Genomic DNA, 20684 nt, shown 5'->3' with positions numbered 1-20684 from the left:
GAAATAACTAATTACCAATTATTTATTTTAAAAAATTTAAAATATTAATTTTTTTAAATATTATTACTTTATAGTGCACAAATAATATTTTATTCATTTTTTAATTTTAAGAAAATTAGCACAAAATTAAGTGTATAATCATTAGTATAAGTATATTATATTTGGTGTAATGATATAGGAGTAAATATGAATAAAAAAATAAACATTAATGATAATACCTTTAAAACTGATTTTCCCTTTTTTAAAAATAATCCTGATTTAGTTTATTTAGATACAGCGGCTTCTTCACTAAAACCACAAATAGTTATTGATGCTGTTAGGGATTATTATGAAAAATATTGTATTAATCCACATAGTCAAGATTATCAACTTGCTGTTAAGGGAAATGATATATTTGAAGATACTAGAAAAACAATTAGTAAATTTATTAATAGTAACGAAAACGAAATAGTTTTTTGTCCTTCAGCAACTTTTGCTTATAATCAAATTGCTTTTGGCTTAGAAAAATATTTACAAGAAAATGATGAAATTTTATTAACCACTTTAGAACATAGCTCATTACTCTTACCATTTTATCGTTTGATACAAACTAAAAAAATTAAAATAAAATTTATTGAAACAAATAAACAAGGAGTCATTACTGTTGAAAATTTAAAAAAAGTTTTAACACCTAAAACTAGAATAGTTGCTTTTGCAAATATTAATAATTCTTTAGCAATAGAAAATGATACTGAAACATTAACTAATTTTATTAAAGAATATGGTAAAAAAAATGTTAAAAATGATAATTGAATTTTTAAAAATATTTTAGTAATAATAGATGGTGCACAATCAATAGGACATATAAAAACCGATGTTAAAAATTGAAATATTGATTTTTTTGGATTTTCTGGTCATAAAGTTTTTGGTCCAACTGGAATCGGTGTCTTTTGAGGAAAAAACGAATGATTAAATATGCTAGATCCACTAATATTGGGTGGAGGCATGAATGGTGATATTTATGAAAATGGTAAATTTAACTTATTAGATAGTCCTTATCGTTTTGAAGGTGGAACACAAAATATTGCGGGTGTATTTGGGCTAGGTGCAGCTATTAAGTATTTATTAAACATTGGTATTGAAAATATTAGAAATCATGAAATTTTACTAAAAAAATACGCAATTGAACAATTAACAGCGCAGTTAGGAAATAACATTGAAATTTATAATATTGATGGCAATAGTAGCAACATAATATTTAATATTAAAAAAGTATTTGCACAAGATGTTGCTAATTTTTTAGGAACACAAAATATATGCGTACGCAGTGGAACTTATTGTGCTAAATTATTACCTAATATAATTAACGCTGAAGTAACAATTCGTCTTAGTTTTTACATATACAATTGCAAAAAAGATATTGACTTATTAGTAATAGCTTTAAAAAAAGGGATTAATGAAGGAGGAGATTTTTTAAATGAATTCTTTTAATAACAATCAAGACTATTATCGCAAACTAATTGTTGAACACTATAGTAATCCAAAAAATAAAGGTTTTAAAAATTTACCAAATAGTTTGACATATCATCAAAACAATGAATCATGTGTTGATAATTTTCATGTTGAAATTTCTATTAAAAATAAAGTTATTAATAGCGCACGCTTTACTGGAATTGGGTGTGCTATTTCAACTGCAGCAACCGATCTTTTTTGTATTTTAATTGAAGGTAAAACAATATCACAAATAAAAGAAATTATTATTAATTATCAAGCAATGTTATCAGAAAAGCAATTTAATGATAAAATAATTGAAAATATGATTGCTTTTAAAAATGTACCAAGACAGCGTAATCGAATTAAATGTGCCCTTATTGGTATTAATGGTATTAATAAAATAATTGAGAAAGAATGTGAAAAAAATGGAAATGGAAATTAAGGATAAAATTAGTTTAAGAACCATTTATTTAAAAAAATTAAAAAATGTTTCTAAAAATAATTATCAAAAGTGAAATAAAATTATTTTCAATAAATTTAATGAATCACATTATTTTAAACAAAATAATGTATTTGCTCTTTATAATTCCTTACCATATGAAGTAGAAACTAAAGAAATTATTGAATTATTATGAAAAAATCTAAAACAAGTTTGTTTACCAAGAATGAATGGTGAGCATTTGGAATTTTACTTTATTAATAGTTGAAACGATATCTTATTTGATAATGATTTTAAAATTGGACAACCAAGTTTAAATTGCCAAAAAGTTATAGGAAGTCAAATTGATTGTATGTTAGTACCATTGATTGCTTTTGATAAAGATTATTATCGTATTGGTTATGGTAAAGGTTTTTACGATCGTTATTTATCTAAAAATAAATTTAACTTTAGTAAAATAGGACTTGGTTTTGCTATTCAAAAAATTCCTTATATAATTAATCACGATAATTGAGATATACCATTAGACTATATTTTTACTAATTAATATTTTAATCTAAAAATTAAATACACTAATCAATAGACATATTCCGTAATTAAATTTTTTAAAAGTCAATTAATAATTTTAAAATTTATTTTATAATTTTGTTATTAACAATAAATTTAGAAAAGTGTTGATAAAAATGATTTTTGAAAATTTAAAAAAATTAAAAAATGAAGAATTTTACAGATATTTTGGTATAAAACGTTTTCATTTTAATGAAATGTTAGAAAAATTAATTGAAATAGAAAAATTAGAAAAAAATAAACTTTCAGTAGAAGAAAGATTAATGATGACTTTATTATACTGAAAAGAATATTATACTTTTTTTCAAATGAGTATTAAATCTAAAATGAGCCCATCAAGTTGTTTTCGAAATATTACTTGAGTAGAAAATAAACTTAGTAACCACAAAGATTACCAATTTTTAAAAGAAAGATATAAATTAAAAATTGATAAAAAACAAGAAAATTCAAATGAATTTCAATTTTATTTAATTGATTCAACTGAGATTGAAATTGAAAGACCAACTAAAAAAACTACAGTTAGAATATTTTTTTGGTAAAAGTTGAATGTATTCTATAAAATTTCAAATTGTATATGATTTTTTTAATAAAAAAATTGTTGATATTTTTGCTGATAATGGTAAAGTGCATGATTTTCAAATATTAAAAAATTCAAATCTTGAATTTTCAGAAAAAAGGTGGTTGGCCCTTAATTACTGGACCATTTTTGATATAAAATTCTAAATTTTAATTTGTAAAATTGGTGGTTTTAGAAATTTAGAATGTATTCTTTCATAATTATAAAACATAACATATTGATTTACATCATTTATAGCTTCATTGATGGATAAATATTGATTTGATCCTTTAGGTAGTCATTCTTGAGATAAATGAGAAAATCAGTTTTCAGATAATACATTACCACCAATATCATAAGGTTGTTTTTTGCTTAAAATTATTTGTTTATCCTCTGCTCATTTTGTGATATCCTGACAATAAAATTCGTTGGCGTTATCTGAATGTAAAATAACATTTTTTACTTGATTTCAAGAAAATTGTTTGTTGATTTTTTCAAGAGCAGGAAGAATTAAATCCTGATATGATTTATTAGGAGCAATATTATAACTAACAACATTATTTGAATAAAAATCAATAATTACAAAAAGATATAATCATCCTTCTTTAGTATTTATTTGTTTAGTGTCCATTGATCAAATTTGATTTGAAGAGGTTGTACTTTTATAATCTTTGTTTACTTTATCCATTGTAGGTATTCACTTATTTGGATTTTTTTTGTTTTTAGGATAGTTATTTTTAGTTTGTTTTAATCCTTGAATATTGTGTTCTTTCATAATTTTTCGCATTTGTTTTATTGATAATTCTATATTTAAAATGATATTTTTTTCTTGTTTTAATCACTCTTTAAAAGCTGAAAAAATTCTTAAATATCCATAAATTCTGCCTTTTCTTGTAGAATGAAATTCGATTAAAAGTTGGCATATTTTTTGATATTTATGATTGCATTTAATAATATGATTTTCTTCTTTTTTAATAGGTTTTTGTTTATTTTTTAAAAAGTAATATGTTGATCTGTTTAATTGAAGATATTGACATAGGTTTCTAATTGAATATTGATTTTTACAATCATCAATAATTTTAATTTTTTCTTTGATATTTAATTTGTTAATTACTAATGCTATTTGTTTAATTTTATCCATTAATAAAAATCCTTTCAGGTTAAAATTAGTGTTAATTATATAACACAATTGTTTTTAGAATACATTCAGGTTTTTTAAATTAATGGTCTAGTAAAAAGGGCTAAGTGGCTAAGTGGCAAGTGGCCTCAGTTGAATCAATTAAATAAAATTGAAATTCATTTGAATTTTCTTGTTTTTTATCAATTTTTAATTTATATCTTTCTTTTAAAAATTGGTAATCTTTGTGGTTACTAAGTTTATTTTCTACTCAAGTAATATTTCGAAAACAACTTGATGGGCTCATTTTAGATTTAATACTCATTTGAAAAAAAGTATAATATTCTTTTCAGTATAATAAAGTCATCATTAATCTTTCTTCTACTGAAAGTTTATTTTTTCGACCTTTATTTTTTTCTAATTTTTCTATTTCAATTAATTTTTCTAACATTTCATTAAAATGAAAACGTTTTATACCAAAATATCTGTAAAATTCTTCATTTTTTAATTTTTTTAAATTTTCAAAAATCATTTTTATCAACACTTTTCTAAATTTATTGTTAATAACAAAATTATAAAATAAATTTTAAAATTATTAATTGACTTTTAAAAAATTTAATTACGGAATATGTCTAATAAATCCTAATATTTTTAATAATATTTATAAAATAAAATATCTATATTAACTTACCATTTTAAGTATAAAATAAAGAAAAATATTAAAAAAAATTAGTAATATTGTTACAAGTAACATTCATTTCTTTAAAAATAAAGAAATTGCTAACAAATTTAATATTTTAATAATCTTTAAATTTAAAATCAATTAATAATTTCTCATTCTAATGTTTAAAAATTCATAAAATTAATATTATTAATTTTAACTTCAAGATTAAATATAATGTTATAATATTTTTATGTATTATTAAATTATACAAAAGAAAGAGGAATTAACTTATTATGAGTACAATTATTAAAAATGAAGAAAATGAAGAAAATGAATCAAATGTTCAACAATTTCAAGTTGGTGACATTATTACCGTAACTCCAACTGGAATAAAGGAATTTGGAGTTTTTTGTAAGTGTCCAAATGGATTTTCTGGTTTAATTCACATTAGCCGTATTACCCCTAAATTTGTTAAAAATGTTAGTGATTATTTTACAATTGGTACATCAGTTAAAGCAGAAATAACAGGTATTGATCATACTAAACAACAATTAAGTTTAAGTACAAAAGAACAAGGATTAGTTGCAAAGAATAATTCTTCAATTGAAGAAAATGGTAAAGGATTTGCACCAATAAGAGAAACTGTTGATAATTGATTTAAAAAAGAAGAAAATAATTAAAATACTATTTTTCTTCCAAATAATAAAAAATATTGCTATTTAATGGCAATATTTTTTATTTTTTTCTTGCAATCTAAAATTTTTACAACTATATTTTTATTATAAATATTAAATAGTATTATTACGAATTAATATTTTAATTTTAAATCCTATAAGGAGGTTATAGAATAGTGATAAAAACTAATTTAAAGTTTACTAATTTAGATATGAAAAAATTATCAACTTTATATCAAGAAAAAGTAACGGCCATTAACGCTGAACTGGAAAGTAATGCTAAAAATGAAGATGGTTGATTAGGATGAATTGATTTTCCATTTGCATACCAAAAAGACATTACTTTTCAAGAGTCTTGAAAACGAATGAAAACTCTAGCATTGAAGCTACAAAAAGAAATACAAGTTTTAGTAGTAATTGGTATTGGTGGATCATACTTAGGCGCTAGAGCAGGAATTGATATGGTGCAAGGTTTATTTAATAATACCGCTCCTGTTAAAGTAATTTATATGGGTAATACCATGAGTTCAACTTATGTTCACCAAGTTTTATCATATTTAAAAGATAAAGAATTTGCCATTAATGTTATTTCTAAATCAGGAACTACTACTGAACCAGCAATAGCCTTTCGTTTGTTAAAAGAACTATTAATTAAACAAAAGAAAAATAAGAATATTGTTAATAACAGAATTATCGCTACTACTGATAAAACAAGAGGAGTACTCCATGATTTGGCAAAAGAAGAAGGATATGAAAGCTTTGTTATTCCTGATAATATCGGTGGTAGATACTCTGTTTTAACTCCTGTTGGTATTTTTCCGATGATGGTAGCAGGAATTAACTGTGAAGAAATTATTGCTGGTGCGCAATTAGCAGCAAAAGAATGTAAAAGTGATAAAATTGATGTTAATGATGCCTATTTATATGCAGTTTCTCGCTATCATTTACATAAAACTAATAATAAAGCAGTTGAAATTTTAGTAAGCTATGAATTACAAATGCAAATGTTATGTGAATGATGAAAACAATTATTTGGTGAATCAGAAGGTAAGGATGGCAAAGGATTATTACCAGCTAGTGTTGTTTTTTCAACTGATTTACATTCAATGGGCCAATTTATTCAAGAAGGTTCAAAAATGTTTTTTGAAACAGTAATAAAAATCAAAAAACCTAATGAAGATATCAAAATTCCACTTGATAAAGAAAACAATGATCAATTAAACTATTTAACAAAACATTCTTTACATGAAATTAATAATATTGCCTTACAAGGAACTATTGAAGCTCATAGTGATGAAATAGTAGGAAAAACACCAAATATTTTATTAGAATGGGATACAATGGATGGCAAAATGTTTGGTTATGCTAGTTATTTCTTTATGAAGGCTTGTGCTGTTAGTGCAAAATTATTGGGTGTTGACCCATTTAACCAACCTGGTGTTGAAGTATACAAAAAGAAAATGTTTACATTATTAGGTAAAAAATAATTTCCTAATAATAAATTTAATAAAACATTAAAATATAGTTATATAAAAACCATTCTTTTCAGAATGGTTTTTATATAACTTACTTAGTTGTTTTTCACTTATTAATTTACAATATTATATTATGACATTTTTTTGCAAATAATAATCTAAATAAATGTAATTATAAGTTAAGTTGTATTTTAAATGATGGTAAATGATATATACCAGTGCTAGTTGATGGTGCATTTATAAAATCAAATTGATTTATTTCATTTACCATTTTTTGTTCTTGTTCTTTAATTAAAAAACTTTCTACTATATGCTTAGTTATTTGCTCTTGAATAGAATATTGTGCTTTTTCTTCAGAAAAACCTTGATTAATACATTCAATAAAAATGAAAGATAATTTTTCATTTATTTCATTATTCTTAATAATCTCTTGATAAACATCATTAAATTCATTATTTAATAATTTTATATTTAATATTAGACATATTCCGTAATTAAATTTAATTAATTGTCAATAAAATTGTTTTAAAACTATTTAGTGTTATTGAATATAGAAATAAATATTTTTTGAAAAAATAGTTTAAAAAATGAGTTTACATTTTAAACAAAAAATTGTTAATAATATTTTTATATTAACTCGATAAAAATTTAAATTTTAAAAAAATATTTTTAATATTTTTTTTATTTTAATGGTTTTATTTTATTAAAAATTTCACAAAGTAAGTTAAATCTTAAGTACATAAGTCTAAATTTAGATTTTCTACATTTATTTACTAAAATTTTGAATCTTTTCAATGGACATATTCCGTAATTAAATTTAATTAATTGTCAATAAAATTGTTTTAAAACTATTTAGTGTTATTGAATATAGAAATAAATATTTTTTGAAAAAATAGTTTAAAAAATGAGTTTACATTTTAAACAAAAAATTGTTAATAATATTTTTATATTAACTCGATAAAAATTTAAATTTTAAAAAAATATTTTTAATATTTTTTTTATTTTAATGGTTTTATTTTATTAAAAATTTCACAAAGTAAGTTAAATCTTAAGTACATAAGTCTAAATTTAGATTTTCTACATTTATTTACTAAAATTTTGAATCTTTTCAATGGACATATTCCGTAATTAAATTTAATTAATTGTCAATAAAATTGTTTTAAAACTATTTAGTGTTATTGAATATAGAAATAAATATTTTTTGAAAAAATAGTTTAAAAAATGAGTTTACATTTTAAACAAAAAATTGTTAATAATATTTTTATATTAACTCGATAAAAATTTAAATTTTAAAAAAATATTTTTAATATTTTTTTTATTTTAATGGTTTTATTTTATTAAAAATTTCACAAAGTAAGTTAAATCTTAAGTACATAAGTCTAAATTTAGATTTTCTACATTTATTTACTAAAATTTTGAATCTTTTCAATCAAGCAAAGACATGTTCAACTTTAATTCTAATTTTAGATACAATCTTATTGTATTTTCTTTCTTGTTTAGTTAATTTTTTATTTTTAGTTCTTTTAATTGGTATTATTGTATTTTTATAAATATTTTGTATACCTTGATATCCTAAATCACCAATAATTATTGTTTTTTCTGAAAATTCAAGATTTGAATTTTTTAATATTTGAAAATCATGCACTTTACCATTATCAGCAAAAATATCAACAATTTTTTTATTAAAAAAATCATATACAATTTGAAATTTTATAGAATACATTCAACTTTTACCAGAAAAATATTCTAACTGTAGTTTTTTTTAGTTGGTCTTCCAATTTCAATCTCAGTTGAATCAATTAAATAAAATTGAAATTCATTTGAATTTTCTTGTTTTTTATCAATTTTTAATTTATATCTTTCTTTTAAAAATTGGTAATCTTTGTGGTTACTAAGTTTATTTTCTACTCAAGTAATATTTCGAAAACAACTTGATGGGCTCATTTTAGATTTAATACTCATTTGAAAAAAAGTATAATATTCTTTTCAGTATAATAAAGTCATCATTAATCTTTCTTCTACTGAAAGTTTATTTTTTCGACCTTTATTTTTTTCTAATTTTTCTATTTCAATTAATTTTTCTAACATTTCATTAAAATGAAAACGTTTTATACCAAAATATCTGTAAAATTCTTCATTTTTTAATTTTTTTAAATTTTCAAAAATCATTTTTATCAACACTTTTCTAAATTTATTGTTAATAACAAAATTATAAAATAAATTTTAAAATTATTAATTGACTTTTAAAAAATTTAATTACGGAATATGTCTATTGATAAATCTTCATAACTCATATTTCTAAAATTTAAATTAAATTCAAATTTTTCAAAAATATTTATTATTAATTGCTGATTTTCAAGTTCTTGATACTCGCTTTCTGATTGGATTACTTTACTAGCCATCTTTTAATCTTCCTTTTCTTTAAAACTTTAATTTAATAAAACCTAATATAGAATAATTTCTATATTAGGTATAAACATTTATTAAATTATTTTATCATTTTATCATAATTTCTATTCTAAATAGAAAAATTATTAAATAATATGTATAAAATTTATTATTTATATAAATTTATTTTATTTAAAATTCTACTTTAATTAAATAACATCCTTAACAATAGTAATGCCATTTTTAAGCATTGAATATCATGCATATTGATTTAAAATATGAGCTGGATGCTCTGGTTGATCATAAGTATTTGTCATTGTCATCGGAACAATAACATTTACTTCTTTATTGTGCTGATTAAATCAAGTTTTACAACTAATAGCAAATTGATAAATACAAATATCAGTACAACAACCAACAATAATAATGTTATCCCATTGTAAATTTGGCTTAAAATCAAAAGCAAAAAAACCATTAGTACTATTTTTTTTAATAATCTTAATATTGTCAAATTTTAATTCTTCTACTAACTCTGATTCAATAGTATTTTCCAAACAATGACTAGGAAAAGTATGAAATTCGGGACTATGTTCATTATGAGCATCATTAAAAGCAATAACTTTAGTTTCATTAGTATTTACTTTTGCTAATAAATTTTTAATTGGTTTAATAATTGAATTAATATTAGGTGAAAATAAATTTCCTTTTTTAGCAAAGCCATTAACCATATCAACAATAAATATAATATTATGACCTTTTAAAGTTTTAAAATCTAAATTAACTGTTTTATCCAAAGTTTTATTTATCATTTCAATAAATGAATCATTATTTTTCATTATTCACCTCTATTTTTTAAAAATTAATCGTTTAATAATAAATCAAATTATACTACAGCCAGAACAAATTGGCATTAAGAAAATAGTAAAAATAATTCCTACTTTTAAAAAGAAAATATCTACTGTTATTCCCTGACTACTTTGATAGGTTAAACTATAAATTACACCATTTATATAAATAAAATTAAATCCATTAAAAATGTTTTCTATTTTAATACTTAATAACATAATTAACCCTAATAACAAAAATATAAAACCAGAAAAAAATAAAATAGTAATTATTTTTTCATCAAGAGGTAATTTTTTTCATCAATTTTTAGTTATCATTATTATCACCTATTTTTTTTAATTATATCATTGTTATATTACTGCTATAAAATAAATAAAAAAATTCTTACTTTAATGTGAAAAATAAGAATTTTTTAAAATTAATAAATTGCTATTTTTATTTTTTTACTACTTTTAAATAACAACTGTATCCAAAAATAATAAGACTTGTAAAAAATAAGATTGGAGTAGCAATAACCGCTAAGATTAATCCTATTTGTAACTGTGCTGCTGTACCTGTTAAAGTTGCAGTTCCACCTAATGCAGCAACTGCAACTTTTAATTTATCAAAAAAATCAGTTAATGACATAGTAACACCAAAATTAGTTATACTACCCTTAATAAAATCTCCAATAGTTCAAGGATGAGAATTTCTTAAAATTCAAAACCCATCATGACTTTCAGCCGCTTTAGCTCCTAGAGGTTTAACTGTTCAAGATACTGTTCCAATTAAAATTAATCCTAAAATCATTACTATTAACATAGTTATAAATACGTAAATGCTAATTTTATCTAACTTTGATAATTTTTTTCAAATTTTTTGCATAAATTTTCCCTTTCTTTTAATATAAATATGGCTCAAAAAAATTTTAGCAAACTTTAAAAAAAATATTATATTTAAAATATATAAAACTGAAAATAGGTATAAAATAGTAATATTTAACATAAAATTATTTTTTTTGGTTTTTTCTTTTAACTTTTCTTTTAAAAAATAATTAAAAATAAAATAATTTTACATTATCTTTAAAAAATAATTGTAAATGTGAAAAATATCTATTATAATGATTAAGGTTTTTTAAGAATAAATAATTCTAATAAAACAATAAATAAGGAGTATTAGCTCAGCTGGGAGAGCAATTGCCTTACAAGCAATAGGTCGGCGGTTCAAGTCCGTCATACTCCACCATTTACCTGCTGATGTGGCTCAATCCGGCAGAGCAACGGTTTTGTAAACCGTAGGTTGCAGGTTCGATTCCTGTCATCAGCACCATTATTATTTATGGAGGGGTAGCAAAGTGGCCAACTGCACCTGGCTGTAAACCAGATCTCTTCGAGTTCGGGGGTTCGACTCCCTCCCCCTCCACCATATTACTTATTGGGGTGTAGCCAAGCGGTAAGGCAACGGCCTTTGACGCCGTCATGCGTTGGTTCAAATCCAACCACCTCAGCCATATATTTTATTAATTTGTCCTCGTAGCTCAGCGGTAGAGCACTCGGCTTTTAACCGAGGTGTCGCAAGTTCGATCCTTGCCGGGGACACCATTTGATGCCCAGGTGGTGAAATGGCAGACACGTCGGGCTTAAGATCCGATGACTTTTACAGGTTGTGCGAGTTCGAGTCTCGCTCTGGGCACCATTTTATATATTTATTAATGACGAGGAAGTATTCCTCATTTTTTATAAGCAAGTAAACTATATTTTGCCCAGATGGCGAAATGGCAGACGCAGTAGACTCAAAATCTACCGAGAAATCATGCGGGTTCGAGTCCCGCTCTGGGCACCACTAATATTAAATTATTAGTATAAAAAGGTATTCTTAAAAGAATACCTTTTTATTTTTATAATATTAAATATTATTAAACTGATAATCGACGTTCTGAAGATTGTTGTTTAACAGGCAAACGTTCTTCAGAATTTAATGCTGCTGTATTAAGTCGTTTAGGATCAGCTATTTCAACAACATGAGAAGTTGACATGACTGATTGTGTTTCCTCTCAATTATTAATTTTTTCTGGATTAAAAGGTTTATTTAATAATGGATTATTATCATCACTATCTTCAGAACTTGATGATGTTGGTGAAGATGTACTGCTAGAAATATTTTCATAATTATCTTCCTCATCAAAATCATTAACATCCGCACATCAATTTTCATATAATTCCATTCCAGTATTTACTAATAAACCAGTACCAACTATTGCAAGACCAGCTATTGTGTCTCAAAAAGCCGTTGATCTTTTTTTATAAAATGGTTGGTCATCATCATTATTATTTGGATTACTTAATTCATGATATGCAAAAAGACTAACACCAGTAATTGCACTAGCAATAGTTATTGGTGTTAATAAACTTGAAGCTGTATTACCTATTTTTTGTCATATATTACGTTGTTGATTTATTGCATTTTCTTCATTATTAGGTGCACAACATTCTGATATTTTTTTACTAATTGTCACTATATGATTTAAACTTGAAGCTGCTGCTGCTGTAATAAAAGCATATGTAACAGGTAATGTATCTGGATTGGGTGTTGGTCAGTTAAGTCAAGCTACTGCTAGTGGTAATAACGGTGCTGTTGCAAAACTTACTCCTGTTAATAAATTATTAATCCTTACATTATTAATATTTCGATATCTTAATATTAAATTAGTTAACGAAATTTTTGAATTAATTCCTCCTTCCAACATAAAAAATAATGCTGGTGCTAGTGATAATACTCCATCTTGATATAATAAATAGTTACCCCCAGTTACCATTCAATTACCAAGAGTAAGTAACACATCTCTTATAGTAGGTACTACCCTATTTCTATTATTAGTTGATATTAAATCATTTGATAATAATTGTTCTGTAGAAGAATAACTTCTTGCTGGTGATGAATCCATATTTTTCATCCTTTCTAAAAAATAATTTAAAGTAATAAAATTAATATAAAAACACCCATATTAAGAATTACAATCCTTAAATATGAGCTAAACTCTAGTCTTTATTTATTACTTCTTGTATTATAACCCTATATTAAATAAATGAAAGTAATATAATCATTAATATTGAAATTATGAAAAATAATTTTAATAACTTAAATAATTAAATTAATAATATTAAAAATAAATTTTTATTATTTCCTTATATAAGGAGGAGTTTTATTTTTTAATATTACTTTTTTAAAATTTACTTAAAAACCTTGTTTTTTCTTATTATTTATTTGTAATAATATCATTTTATTAAATAAAATAAAATTTTGATTTTCTATATATTTTCCAATACACATTATTAATAAATAACATCGCAAAATTTTATTTACTGAAATTGGTTTTAATAAAATATTTTTTTTGTATAATTAACTGTTATAAAGGAGGTCATTTATTAATATGAAAAAACAACGCTTAAATATCTCAAAATTAGGATTCTTACTTTCAGTAATGGGTTCGGCAGTAGGATTAGGTGGTATTTGAGGATTTCCAACTCAAATGTATAACCATCATGGTGCTTTTCTAATCCCTTTTTTAATATGTATGGTAATTTGTGCAATACCAGTTTTATTTATTGAAATGACAATTGGTAATAAATATCGAAAAAATCATATTGAATTTTTTAGTGAGGTTGGAGGTAAAAAGGGTGCTTTTTTCTCTTGATTGCATTCAACAACCATTATTTTACTAAGTACTTATTATAGTGTTTTAGTAGGATGAACTTTAATTGGTGGTTGGCGGTGGTTGGCCCTTAATTACTGGACCATTTTTGATATAAAATTCTAAATTTTAATTTGTAAAATTGGTGGTTTTAGAAATTTAGAATGTATTCTTTCATAATTATAAAACATAACATATTGATTTACATCGGTGGTTGGCCCTTAATTACTGGACCATTTTTGATATAAAATTCTAAATTTTAATTTGTAAAATTGGTGGTTTTAGAAATTTAGAATGTATTCTTTCATAATTATAAAACATAACATATTGATTTACATCATTTATAGCTTCATTGATGGATAAATATTGATTTGATCCTTTAGGTAGTCATTCTTGAGATAAATGAGAAAATCAGTTTTCAGATAATACATTACCACCAATATCATAAGGTTGTTTTTTGCTTAAAATTATTTGTTTATCCTCTGCTCATTTTGTGATATCCTGACAATAAAATTCGTTGGCGTTATCTGAATGTAAAATAACATTTTTTACTTGATTTCAAGAAAATTGTTTGTTGATTTTTTCAAGAGCAGGAAGAATTAAATCCTGATATGATTTATTAGGAGCAATATTATAACTAACAACATTATTTGAATAAAAATCAATAATTACAAAAAGATATAATCATCCTTCTTTAGTATTTATTTGTTTAGTGTCCATTGATCAAATTTGATTTGAAGAGGTTGTACTTTTATAATCTTTGTTTACTTTATCCATTGTAGGTATTCACTTATTTGGATTTTTTTTGTTTTTAGGATAGTTATTTTTAGTTTGTTTTAATCCTTGAATATTGTGTTCTTTCATAATTTTTCGCATTTGTTTTATTGATAATTCTATATTTAAAATGATATTTTTTTCTTGTTTTAATCACTCTTTAAAAGCTGAAAAAATTCTTAAATATCCATAAATTCTGCCTTTTCTTGTAGAATGAAATTCGATTAAAAGTTGGCATATTTTTTGATATTTATGATTGCATTTAATAATATGATTTTCTTCTTTTTTAATAGGTTTTTGTTTATTTTTTAAAAAGTAATATGTTGATCTGTTTAATTGAAGATATTGACATAGGTTTCTAATTGAATATTGATTTTTACAATCATCAATAATTTTAATTTTTTCTTTGATATTTAATTTGTTAATTACTAATGCTATTTGTTTAATTTTATCCATTAATAAAAATCCTTTCAGGTTAAAATTAGTGTTAATTATATAACACAATTGTTTTTAGAATACATTCAGGTTTTTTAAATTAATGGTCTAGTAAAAAGGGCTAAGTGGCAAGTGGCAAGTGGCCTTGGTGTTGGGTTAGTTTTACTTTTAACTTTTATCTTAACTTATCATAAAAATATTCATAATGGTTTTAATAAATTATTTAAAATAAAAACAAAAACTGAAAGAGGTTAAAAAACATGGATGTTGGAGCAATTAGTTTAATGGTAATTTCTTTAGTAAGTATTATTGGTCTTTTTATTTTCTTTGTCATAATGGATTTTAAGAGTCATAAAAAACAAAAAAGAAAAGAAAAAAACAAAGAATAATATTTTTTAAAATATTTTAGTATACTTATGATAAAGTATTATAATTAGGTTTTTTTGTAATCTGGCATTAAAATGCCAGATTACAAAACTTATTATTAAATGGTGAGTGAAATGGAAAAAAATAAATTAAAACAAATTTTATTAATTAGCAAAATAACTTTAACAATTGCTTCTTTATTTTTATTTTTAGTTTGACTAATGTTTATGACTAATAATTTTTTTCCTAAATCTCAAAACTCATTTGTTGCCAAAATTATAAATATTTCAATTCAAATTATGATTTGACCAATTACTAGTATAATTCTATTTATTTTTATTATGCCAATATGAGTTACTAATAAAAAACAAATTTTATTAATATTTTTAACATTGTCACTAATTATCACAATATTGTGCACAACTTTTCTTTTTAGTTTAAATATTAATAAATTCTGAATTATATGATTAATTGCTCATTTTTTTGCTATAGCTTCAATTATTTTTGTCATTGTTTCTTTTTTCTTTAAAGAAAAACTTCTTTTATTTAAAAAGAAAAAAAATAAACATATTGAAAAAAAGATTAAAAAATAATTTTTTTTAACTTGTTTATCAAAAGTAGTTGACTTTAATTTTAGTAATATGATATAAATACATGGTGGTTAACATAACTGCGGGTGTCGTATAATGGTATTATTACAGCCTTCCAAGCTGAAGACGTGGGTTCGATTCCCATCACCCGCTCCATTATAAAAAAATAAAAGCCGTAATTAATACGCCTTTTTTTATTTTATAATGGTTTATATTTTAGGACCTTTTTTAGTTTGTAGTACTACTGCTGTTTCTTCATCACTAGAATTGCTGCAAGCACATTTATTAACTATTTCTGCTCATGAATTTACTGGATACATAACTAAAGACATTCCATTAGTTCTTTCTGGTAATGATTCTAAATATTTTATTTTATTATTTGTGCATTCTTCTAAATTAATTTTCATTAGTTATCCCCTACTTCTTTTAAAATTCGACTATTAAAAGCATCTGCTAAGAACTTATAAACTTTTACTTCAGAAATATTTTTTAAATCATAACAATTAATGATATCAGTTAATTTTAAAATCACATCATGATATTTTATAAAGTAAGTTTTATTTTCAACATTTGCTCACTTTTCTAAATTCATTGCATAATAAATTATTCCATCTCTATAAAATTGTGATTTCATATTTCTCACTCCTTTAAACGATATAATAAAACAAAAAACCTAATTTAAATACAAAAATTTAAACGAGGTCTATAAAAAAACCAAAATATTTTGTTCCAAAGTTCCTTTAAAACTTTAATACAATTGTAACTCATTTACAAGAAATTCCAAGTAAAATCAATAAAAAAAATTAATAACTTAAAATTAATATAAAGAGATAAATAAAGATTACATTTGTAATCTTTATTTATAATTGTCCTGAAATTGTTTTTAAAACAAAAATTTTTATATTCACTAATTGGAACTTCAGTTTTATTTATTAAATCACTCACTTGTTTTTGTCATTTTTTTAACTAAGCTTTTCATCTCTACATAGTCAGGTGTAACAATAGAAACAAAAATAATCATTTGTTTCATAATTTGTAACTCAACCTCACAATGTTTCTTATTGACTAATCTGGGGTCTCAAGCATAAGCAAGAACTGTTCTATTGCTTACTGCTACTTTAATTAATTTGTTTTAGTTTTATCTTTAGGAATTTCTTTTAATCTTTTTTCCTTTTCTTTAAAACTTTAATTTAATAAAAATCCTAACATAGAGATATATCTATATTAGGACTGAACAGTTATTAAATTATGAATATATAATAACATAAAAAATAATACTTTTGATGAAAATTATAATTAACACTTATATAAGTATTAATATTTAATTGCGCCCTTGTCAAATTTACGAAATAATTTATTATCATATTAGTAACTTATTTCCAAAAATGAATTATTTGAAAAATAATGAAAATTAGATAAAATTACTCTCTTTAACCCTTAAATTTAAATTTATATTCGACGTATTTTAAAAAATATACATTTAAAAAAAATAAAAATTATTCTCAAAGTTATTAAGGAAAAAGACAAGAAATAATCTTGTCTTTTTTTGTAATTGTAAAATTTTAAAATTTTTAATAACCCTCTTTAACGCTATTATCAACACGTGTTAGGGAACTAAAAAAGTGAACTACAACACAGTTGTTAAAAATAGTAGCTAGAACATGTGGACTTGCATGGATAAATAAAAAGTGGAGTGATACCTAATAAAATATACTAACCATTAATGGTAATTCTTGGGGTGGGAGCGAATTGGAAACTAGTATATATAGACCTGTTGTAGGGACCTATTGTATTAATTCTATTCTTTATTTAACCAACCTTGCCACTACCAAGTGAGCAAGTGTTGATTTTATTTTTTATTTTTTTTGAAATTTATTTTTGAGCCCAGAATTACTGGAATGAATAAAACGAATAGTAGTATTATTAATAACCTAAAAATCAAAATATATGTTCTTTATGCTAGAAGCAACAGAACATATTAGGAAAGGATTATTATGGCAATAGAAATTCTTGATTATGAAGCACTAAGAAAGATTGATAAAAAAATTAAAAAAAGAAGAAAAAGATGTGTTGAATGTAATGAATTATATGAAGATGACAAAATCCAAATGCTTTATCGCTTTAAAACAGAATTAGAAGCAGAACAACATGATATTAGAAAATTTGAAGATGATTATGATATTGATGAACATTTGGATTATACAAAACCATTTGGATATGTTTGTGATTGATGTAGAAGTGATTAATTATGCAAATAGAATTTAAAAAAGAACAAATTGTAAAAGATAGACCACAATCTATTCTTATTGATTATGGTGAATATAAATTATAATGTCCAAAATGAATGGTTAAAAATAATAGTTTTATTGCTGATGATAAATATACATATTGAGTTTTTAATTTAGAAAATATTAAAAGAGAATTAAGTGGTAATGAATTAATAAAATTATTAGAGCCATATATTAAAGACCAAAAAATAACTGTTAATAAACCAACTGCTCCAAAAGAATATTATCTTAATGATATAAAACTTGAACCATTAACATTTTATGAACAGCATAATAGTTGATTTATGGGTGAAATAACTGATAACAAAACTAAAATTACTAATCCTTGTTTTAAATATAACATTACGTGAGAAGAGAACAGAAAAGGTTTTAAAATAAATAATCCATATAAACATGATGATTTACCAACTAATTATATAGTTACTTCCTATAAAGAAATTTCAACTCATAATGAAAAAGTATTTTTGTTGAACATGTAAACAACATAAATTAGATTATTTATTCTTTAATACTAATGATATAAAAACAAGAAAATATTTTTTAAGAGATAAAAATAGTAAAGCAATTTGTTATGACTGTATTTTAAATATTAGGTTAAGTAGGAGGTATAAATATGAATAAAGAAAATTAATTACTGAATTAAGAAATAGTATAGACATATTCCGTAATTAAATTTTTTAAAAGTCAATTAATAATTTTAAAATTTATTTTATAATTTTGTTATTAACAATAAATTTAGAAAAGTGTTGATAAAAATGATTTTTGAAAATTTAAAAAAATTAAAAAATGAAGAATTTTACAGATATTTTGGTATAAAACGTTTTCATTTTAATGAAATGTTAGAAAAATTAATTGAAATAGAAAAATTAGAAAAAAATAAAGGTCGAAAAAATAAACTTTCAGTAGAAGAAAGATTAATGATGACTTTATTATACTGAAAAGAATATTATACTTTTTTTCAAATGAGTATTAAATCTAAAATGAGCCCATCAAGTTGTTTTCGAAATATTACTTGAGTAGAAAATAAACTTAGTAACCACAAAGATTACCAATTTTTAAAAGAAAGATATAAATTAAAAATTGATAAAAAACAAGAAAATTCAAATGAATTTCAATTTTATTTAATTGATTCAACTGAGATTGAAATTGAAAGACCAACTAAAAAAACTACAGTTAGAATATTTTTCTGGTAAAAGTTGAATGTATTCTATAAAATTTCAAATTGTATATGATTTTTTTAATAAAAAAATTGTTGATATTTTTGCTGATAATGGTAAAGTGCATGATTTTCAAATATTAAAAAATTCAAATCTTGAATTTTCAGAAAAAACAATAATTATTGGTGATTTAGGATATCAAGGTATACAAAATATTTATAAAAATACAATAATACCAATTAAAAGAACTAAAAATAAAAAATTAACTAAACAAGAAAGAAAATACAATAAGATTGTATCTAAAATTAGAATTAAAGTTGAACATGTCTTTGCTTGATTGAAAAGATTCAAAATTTTAGTAAATAAATGTAGAAAATCTAAATTTAGACTTATGTACTTAAGATTTAACTTACTTTGTGAAATTTTTAATAAAATAAAACCATTAAAATAAAAAAAATATTAAAAATATTTTTTTAAAATTTAAATTTTTATCGAGTTAATATAAAAATATTATTAACAATTTTTTGTTTAAAATGTAAACTCATTTTTTAAACTATTTTTTCAAAAAATATTTATTTCTATATTCAATAACACTAAATAGTTTTAAAACAATTTTATTGACAATTAATTAAATTTAATTACGGAATATGTCCTATATATCTTGGGAAAATAGATACATGTTGTTCTGGAAATCTAAATAAAATAATTATAAAAATTAAAAATGGTGAATTTGATTGATAATGCAATATGAATTAATTATTGGTATTGACCCAGCAGGAATAGGTAGTAATGGAATGGTTATATATTCAAGTGAAACTAATAATATTGTTTTTAATGAAACATTTAATACATTAACTGTTTTATGAACTAAAAATATGTATAAAGAAAAAATGCAATTAATTAAAGAAAAATTTATTGATAAAAAAATATTAGTTATTGTAGAAAATTTCTTTTTAAGTTCAAAACAATTATTAACTAATCCATTAGCAACACCTAAAATTATTGGTGCATTAATGGTATTAGTACAAGATGTTTTCAACTGAGATTATCTAGAAAACCACCCAAAAAATAAAAATAAAATAACAAATTATAAAGGAAATATAAAATTAACAAAACATGAACAAGATGCTTATAAGCATATTCAATATTATTTAAAAAATCATAAAAAAATATTAATTTTTGATAATTATTTAAGGAAATTATAA

The 20684-nt window shown here is 22.4% G+C and carries 27 protein-coding genes and 8 tRNA genes; 23 read left to right on the top strand and 12 right to left on the bottom strand.

What is annotated here, in order from left to right:
- The first annotated feature begins 186 nt into the window (after nt 1-186).
- The 5 genes from AAHM89_RS03530 to AAHM89_RS03510 all read left to right on the top strand — a co-directional run bounded on the left by AAHM89_RS03530 (nt 187) and on the right by AAHM89_RS03510 (nt 3202).
- Nucleotides 187-1470: an aminotransferase class V-fold PLP-dependent enzyme gene (locus AAHM89_RS03530; protein ID WP_342266952.1), complete on the top strand. Its 1284-nt coding sequence runs from the start codon at nt 187-189 to the stop codon at nt 1468-1470.
- Entirely contained in the window at nt 1457-1915 is a 459-nt protein-coding gene (gene sufU / locus AAHM89_RS03525) for a Fe-S cluster assembly sulfur transfer protein SufU (protein ID WP_174481014.1), read from the top strand. The genes AAHM89_RS03530 and sufU overlap by 14 nt, the downstream gene beginning before the upstream one ends.
- Nucleotides 1899-2459: a 5-formyltetrahydrofolate cyclo-ligase gene (locus tag AAHM89_RS03520; protein ID WP_342266951.1), complete on the top strand. Its 561-nt coding sequence runs from the start codon at nt 1899-1901 to the stop codon at nt 2457-2459. Before sufU ends, AAHM89_RS03520 begins: the two co-directional genes overlap by 17 nt.
- Before the next feature lie 136 nt (nt 2460-2595).
- Nucleotides 2596-3018 (top strand): transposase family protein, encoded by a 423-nt coding sequence (locus AAHM89_RS03515; RefSeq protein WP_342266950.1) that lies wholly within the window; start codon nt 2596-2598, stop codon nt 3016-3018.
- A gap of 7 nt (nt 3019-3025) precedes the next feature.
- Nucleotides 3026-3202, top strand: coding sequence for a hypothetical protein (locus tag AAHM89_RS03510; protein WP_342266949.1), 177 nt, complete (start codon nt 3026-3028; stop codon nt 3200-3202).
- Here AAHM89_RS03510 and AAHM89_RS03505 read toward each other — a convergent pair.
- The gene (locus tag AAHM89_RS03505) at nt 3199-4176 is read right to left on the bottom strand and encodes an IS3 family transposase (protein WP_342265776.1); all 978 of its coding nucleotides are present in this window, start codon (nt 4174-4176) and stop codon (nt 3199-3201) included. The genes AAHM89_RS03510 and AAHM89_RS03505 overlap by 4 nt on opposite strands.
- Nucleotides 4177-4276: 100 nt before the next feature.
- Entirely contained in the window at nt 4277-4684 is a 408-nt protein-coding gene (locus tag AAHM89_RS03500; RefSeq protein ID WP_342266948.1) for a transposase family protein, read from the bottom strand.
- Nucleotides 4685-5109: 425 nt separating this feature from the next.
- Between AAHM89_RS03500 and AAHM89_RS03495 the strand changes: the two genes are divergently transcribed.
- Nucleotides 5110-5496, top strand: coding sequence for a S1 RNA-binding domain-containing protein (locus tag AAHM89_RS03495; protein ID WP_342266947.1), 387 nt, complete (start codon nt 5110-5112; stop codon nt 5494-5496).
- Nucleotides 5497-5666: 170 nt separating this feature from the next.
- Entirely contained in the window at nt 5667-6977 is a 1311-nt protein-coding gene (locus tag AAHM89_RS03490; protein ID WP_342266946.1) for a glucose-6-phosphate isomerase, read from the top strand.
- A 1303-nt stretch (nt 6978-8280) separates the two neighbouring features.
- On the opposite strand, the gene AAHM89_RS03485 is transcribed toward AAHM89_RS03490, so the two are convergent.
- The 6 genes from AAHM89_RS03485 to AAHM89_RS03460 form a co-directional block, all read right to left on the bottom strand.
- Nucleotides 8281-8688 (bottom strand): transposase family protein, encoded by a 408-nt coding sequence (locus AAHM89_RS03485; RefSeq protein WP_339045908.1) that lies wholly within the window; start codon nt 8686-8688, stop codon nt 8281-8283.
- 23 nt (nt 8689-8711) lie between these two features.
- Nucleotides 8712-9134, bottom strand: coding sequence for a transposase family protein (locus AAHM89_RS03480; RefSeq protein WP_342266945.1), 423 nt, complete (start codon nt 9132-9134; stop codon nt 8712-8714).
- A gap of 83 nt (nt 9135-9217) precedes the next feature.
- Nucleotides 9218-9367, bottom strand: a complete 150-nt coding sequence (locus tag AAHM89_RS03475; RefSeq protein WP_342266944.1) for a hypothetical protein — start codon at nt 9365-9367, stop codon at nt 9218-9220.
- A gap of 195 nt (nt 9368-9562) precedes the next feature.
- The gene (locus AAHM89_RS03470) at nt 9563-10189 is read right to left on the bottom strand and encodes an isochorismatase family cysteine hydrolase (RefSeq protein WP_338962067.1); all 627 of its coding nucleotides are present in this window, start codon (nt 10187-10189) and stop codon (nt 9563-9565) included.
- Between the two features lie 9 nt (nt 10190-10198).
- Nucleotides 10199-10516, bottom strand: a complete 318-nt coding sequence (locus AAHM89_RS03465; RefSeq protein ID WP_342266943.1) for a hypothetical protein — start codon at nt 10514-10516, stop codon at nt 10199-10201.
- A 118-nt stretch (nt 10517-10634) separates the two neighbouring features.
- A complete protein-coding gene (locus tag AAHM89_RS03460; RefSeq protein ID WP_342266942.1) occupies nt 10635-11063 on the bottom strand; it encodes a hypothetical protein in 429 nt (142 codons plus the stop codon).
- Between the two features lie 284 nt (nt 11064-11347).
- Between AAHM89_RS03460 and AAHM89_RS03455 the strand changes: the two genes are divergently transcribed.
- The 7 genes from AAHM89_RS03455 to AAHM89_RS03425 all read left to right on the top strand — a co-directional run bounded on the left by AAHM89_RS03455 (nt 11348) and on the right by AAHM89_RS03425 (nt 12020).
- Nucleotides 11348-11423, top strand: a tRNA-Val gene (locus tag AAHM89_RS03455).
- A 7-nt stretch (nt 11424-11430) separates the two neighbouring features.
- Nucleotides 11431-11507: transfer RNA gene (locus tag AAHM89_RS03450), tRNA-Thr, on the top strand.
- 11 nt (nt 11508-11518) lie between these two features.
- Nucleotides 11519-11603, top strand: a tRNA-Tyr gene (locus AAHM89_RS03445).
- Nucleotides 11604-11613: 10 nt separating this feature from the next.
- Nucleotides 11614-11688 (top strand) — tRNA-Gln (locus AAHM89_RS03440).
- Between the two features lie 16 nt (nt 11689-11704).
- Nucleotides 11705-11779 (top strand) — tRNA-Lys (locus AAHM89_RS03435).
- A 6-nt stretch (nt 11780-11785) separates the two neighbouring features.
- A tRNA-Leu gene (locus AAHM89_RS03430) sits at nt 11786-11873 on the top strand.
- 65 nt (nt 11874-11938) lie between these two features.
- Nucleotides 11939-12020, top strand: a tRNA-Leu gene (locus tag AAHM89_RS03425).
- Between the two features lie 73 nt (nt 12021-12093).
- On the opposite strand, the gene AAHM89_RS03420 is transcribed toward AAHM89_RS03425, so the two are convergent.
- Nucleotides 12094-13122: a hypothetical protein gene (locus tag AAHM89_RS03420; RefSeq protein ID WP_342266941.1), complete on the bottom strand. Its 1029-nt coding sequence runs from the start codon at nt 13120-13122 to the stop codon at nt 12094-12096.
- 486 nt (nt 13123-13608) lie between these two features.
- On the opposite strand from AAHM89_RS03420, the gene AAHM89_RS03415 reads away from it, so the two are divergent.
- Entirely contained in the window at nt 13609-13995 is a 387-nt protein-coding gene (locus tag AAHM89_RS03415; protein ID WP_342266940.1) for a hypothetical protein, read from the top strand.
- 126 nt (nt 13996-14121) lie between these two features.
- Here the strand turns inward: AAHM89_RS03415 and AAHM89_RS03410 are convergent, their stop codons facing one another.
- Nucleotides 14122-15099: an IS3 family transposase gene (locus AAHM89_RS03410; protein ID WP_342265776.1), complete on the bottom strand. Its 978-nt coding sequence runs from the start codon at nt 15097-15099 to the stop codon at nt 14122-14124.
- 111 nt (nt 15100-15210) lie between these two features.
- Here AAHM89_RS03410 and AAHM89_RS03405 point away from each other — a divergent pair, with 111 nt between their 5' ends.
- The 3 genes from AAHM89_RS03405 (at nt 15211) to AAHM89_RS03395 (ending at nt 16190) form a co-directional block, all read left to right on the top strand.
- Complete coding sequence (locus AAHM89_RS03405; RefSeq protein WP_342266939.1) at nt 15211-15333, top strand: hypothetical protein; 123 nt, start codon at nt 15211-15213, stop codon at nt 15331-15333.
- A gap of 5 nt (nt 15334-15338) precedes the next feature.
- Nucleotides 15339-15467, top strand: coding sequence for a hypothetical protein (locus AAHM89_RS03400; RefSeq protein WP_342266938.1), 129 nt, complete (start codon nt 15339-15341; stop codon nt 15465-15467).
- A 649-nt stretch (nt 15468-16116) separates the two neighbouring features.
- A tRNA-Gly gene (locus tag AAHM89_RS03395) sits at nt 16117-16190 on the top strand.
- 53 nt (nt 16191-16243) lie between these two features.
- On the opposite strand, the gene AAHM89_RS03390 is transcribed toward AAHM89_RS03395, so the two are convergent.
- Together AAHM89_RS03390 and AAHM89_RS03385 are read right to left on the bottom strand one after the other, a co-directional pair.
- Nucleotides 16244-16441, bottom strand: a complete 198-nt coding sequence (locus AAHM89_RS03390) for a hypothetical protein (protein WP_281749520.1) — start codon at nt 16439-16441, stop codon at nt 16244-16246.
- Nucleotides 16441-16668: a hypothetical protein gene (locus AAHM89_RS03385; RefSeq protein ID WP_174481002.1), complete on the bottom strand. Its 228-nt coding sequence runs from the start codon at nt 16666-16668 to the stop codon at nt 16441-16443. The genes AAHM89_RS03390 and AAHM89_RS03385 overlap by 1 nt, the downstream gene beginning before the upstream one ends.
- A gap of 1360 nt (nt 16669-18028) precedes the next feature.
- Between AAHM89_RS03385 and AAHM89_RS03380 the strand changes: the two genes are divergently transcribed.
- From AAHM89_RS03380 to AAHM89_RS03360, 5 genes are all read left to right on the top strand, one after another.
- Complete coding sequence (locus AAHM89_RS03380) at nt 18029-18280, top strand: hypothetical protein (protein WP_342265833.1); 252 nt, start codon at nt 18029-18031, stop codon at nt 18278-18280.
- Nucleotides 18281-18378: 98 nt separating this feature from the next.
- On the top strand, nt 18379-18801 hold the full coding sequence (locus AAHM89_RS03375; RefSeq protein WP_342266937.1) for a hypothetical protein: 423 nt from the start codon (nt 18379-18381) through the stop codon (nt 18799-18801).
- A 276-nt stretch (nt 18802-19077) separates the two neighbouring features.
- Nucleotides 19078-19515 carry a transposase family protein gene (locus AAHM89_RS03370; RefSeq protein ID WP_339046404.1) on the top strand — a complete coding sequence of 146 codons (438 nt, stop codon included), beginning with the start codon at nt 19078-19080 and terminating at the stop codon, nt 19513-19515.
- A gap of 7 nt (nt 19516-19522) precedes the next feature.
- Nucleotides 19523-19930, top strand: a complete 408-nt coding sequence (locus AAHM89_RS03365; RefSeq protein WP_339045908.1) for a transposase family protein — start codon at nt 19523-19525, stop codon at nt 19928-19930.
- Nucleotides 19931-20219: 289 nt separating this feature from the next.
- Nucleotides 20220-20684, top strand: coding sequence for a hypothetical protein (locus AAHM89_RS03360; protein WP_338978835.1), 465 nt, complete (start codon nt 20220-20222; stop codon nt 20682-20684).

Origin of the sequence: Spiroplasma endosymbiont of Villa modesta (assembly GCF_964030925.1) — a bacterium.
GTDB lineage: Bacteria > Bacillota_I > Bacilli_A > Mycoplasmatales > VBWQ01 > Spiroplasma_E.
This window is presented reverse-complemented; position numbering and strand designations above follow the sequence as displayed.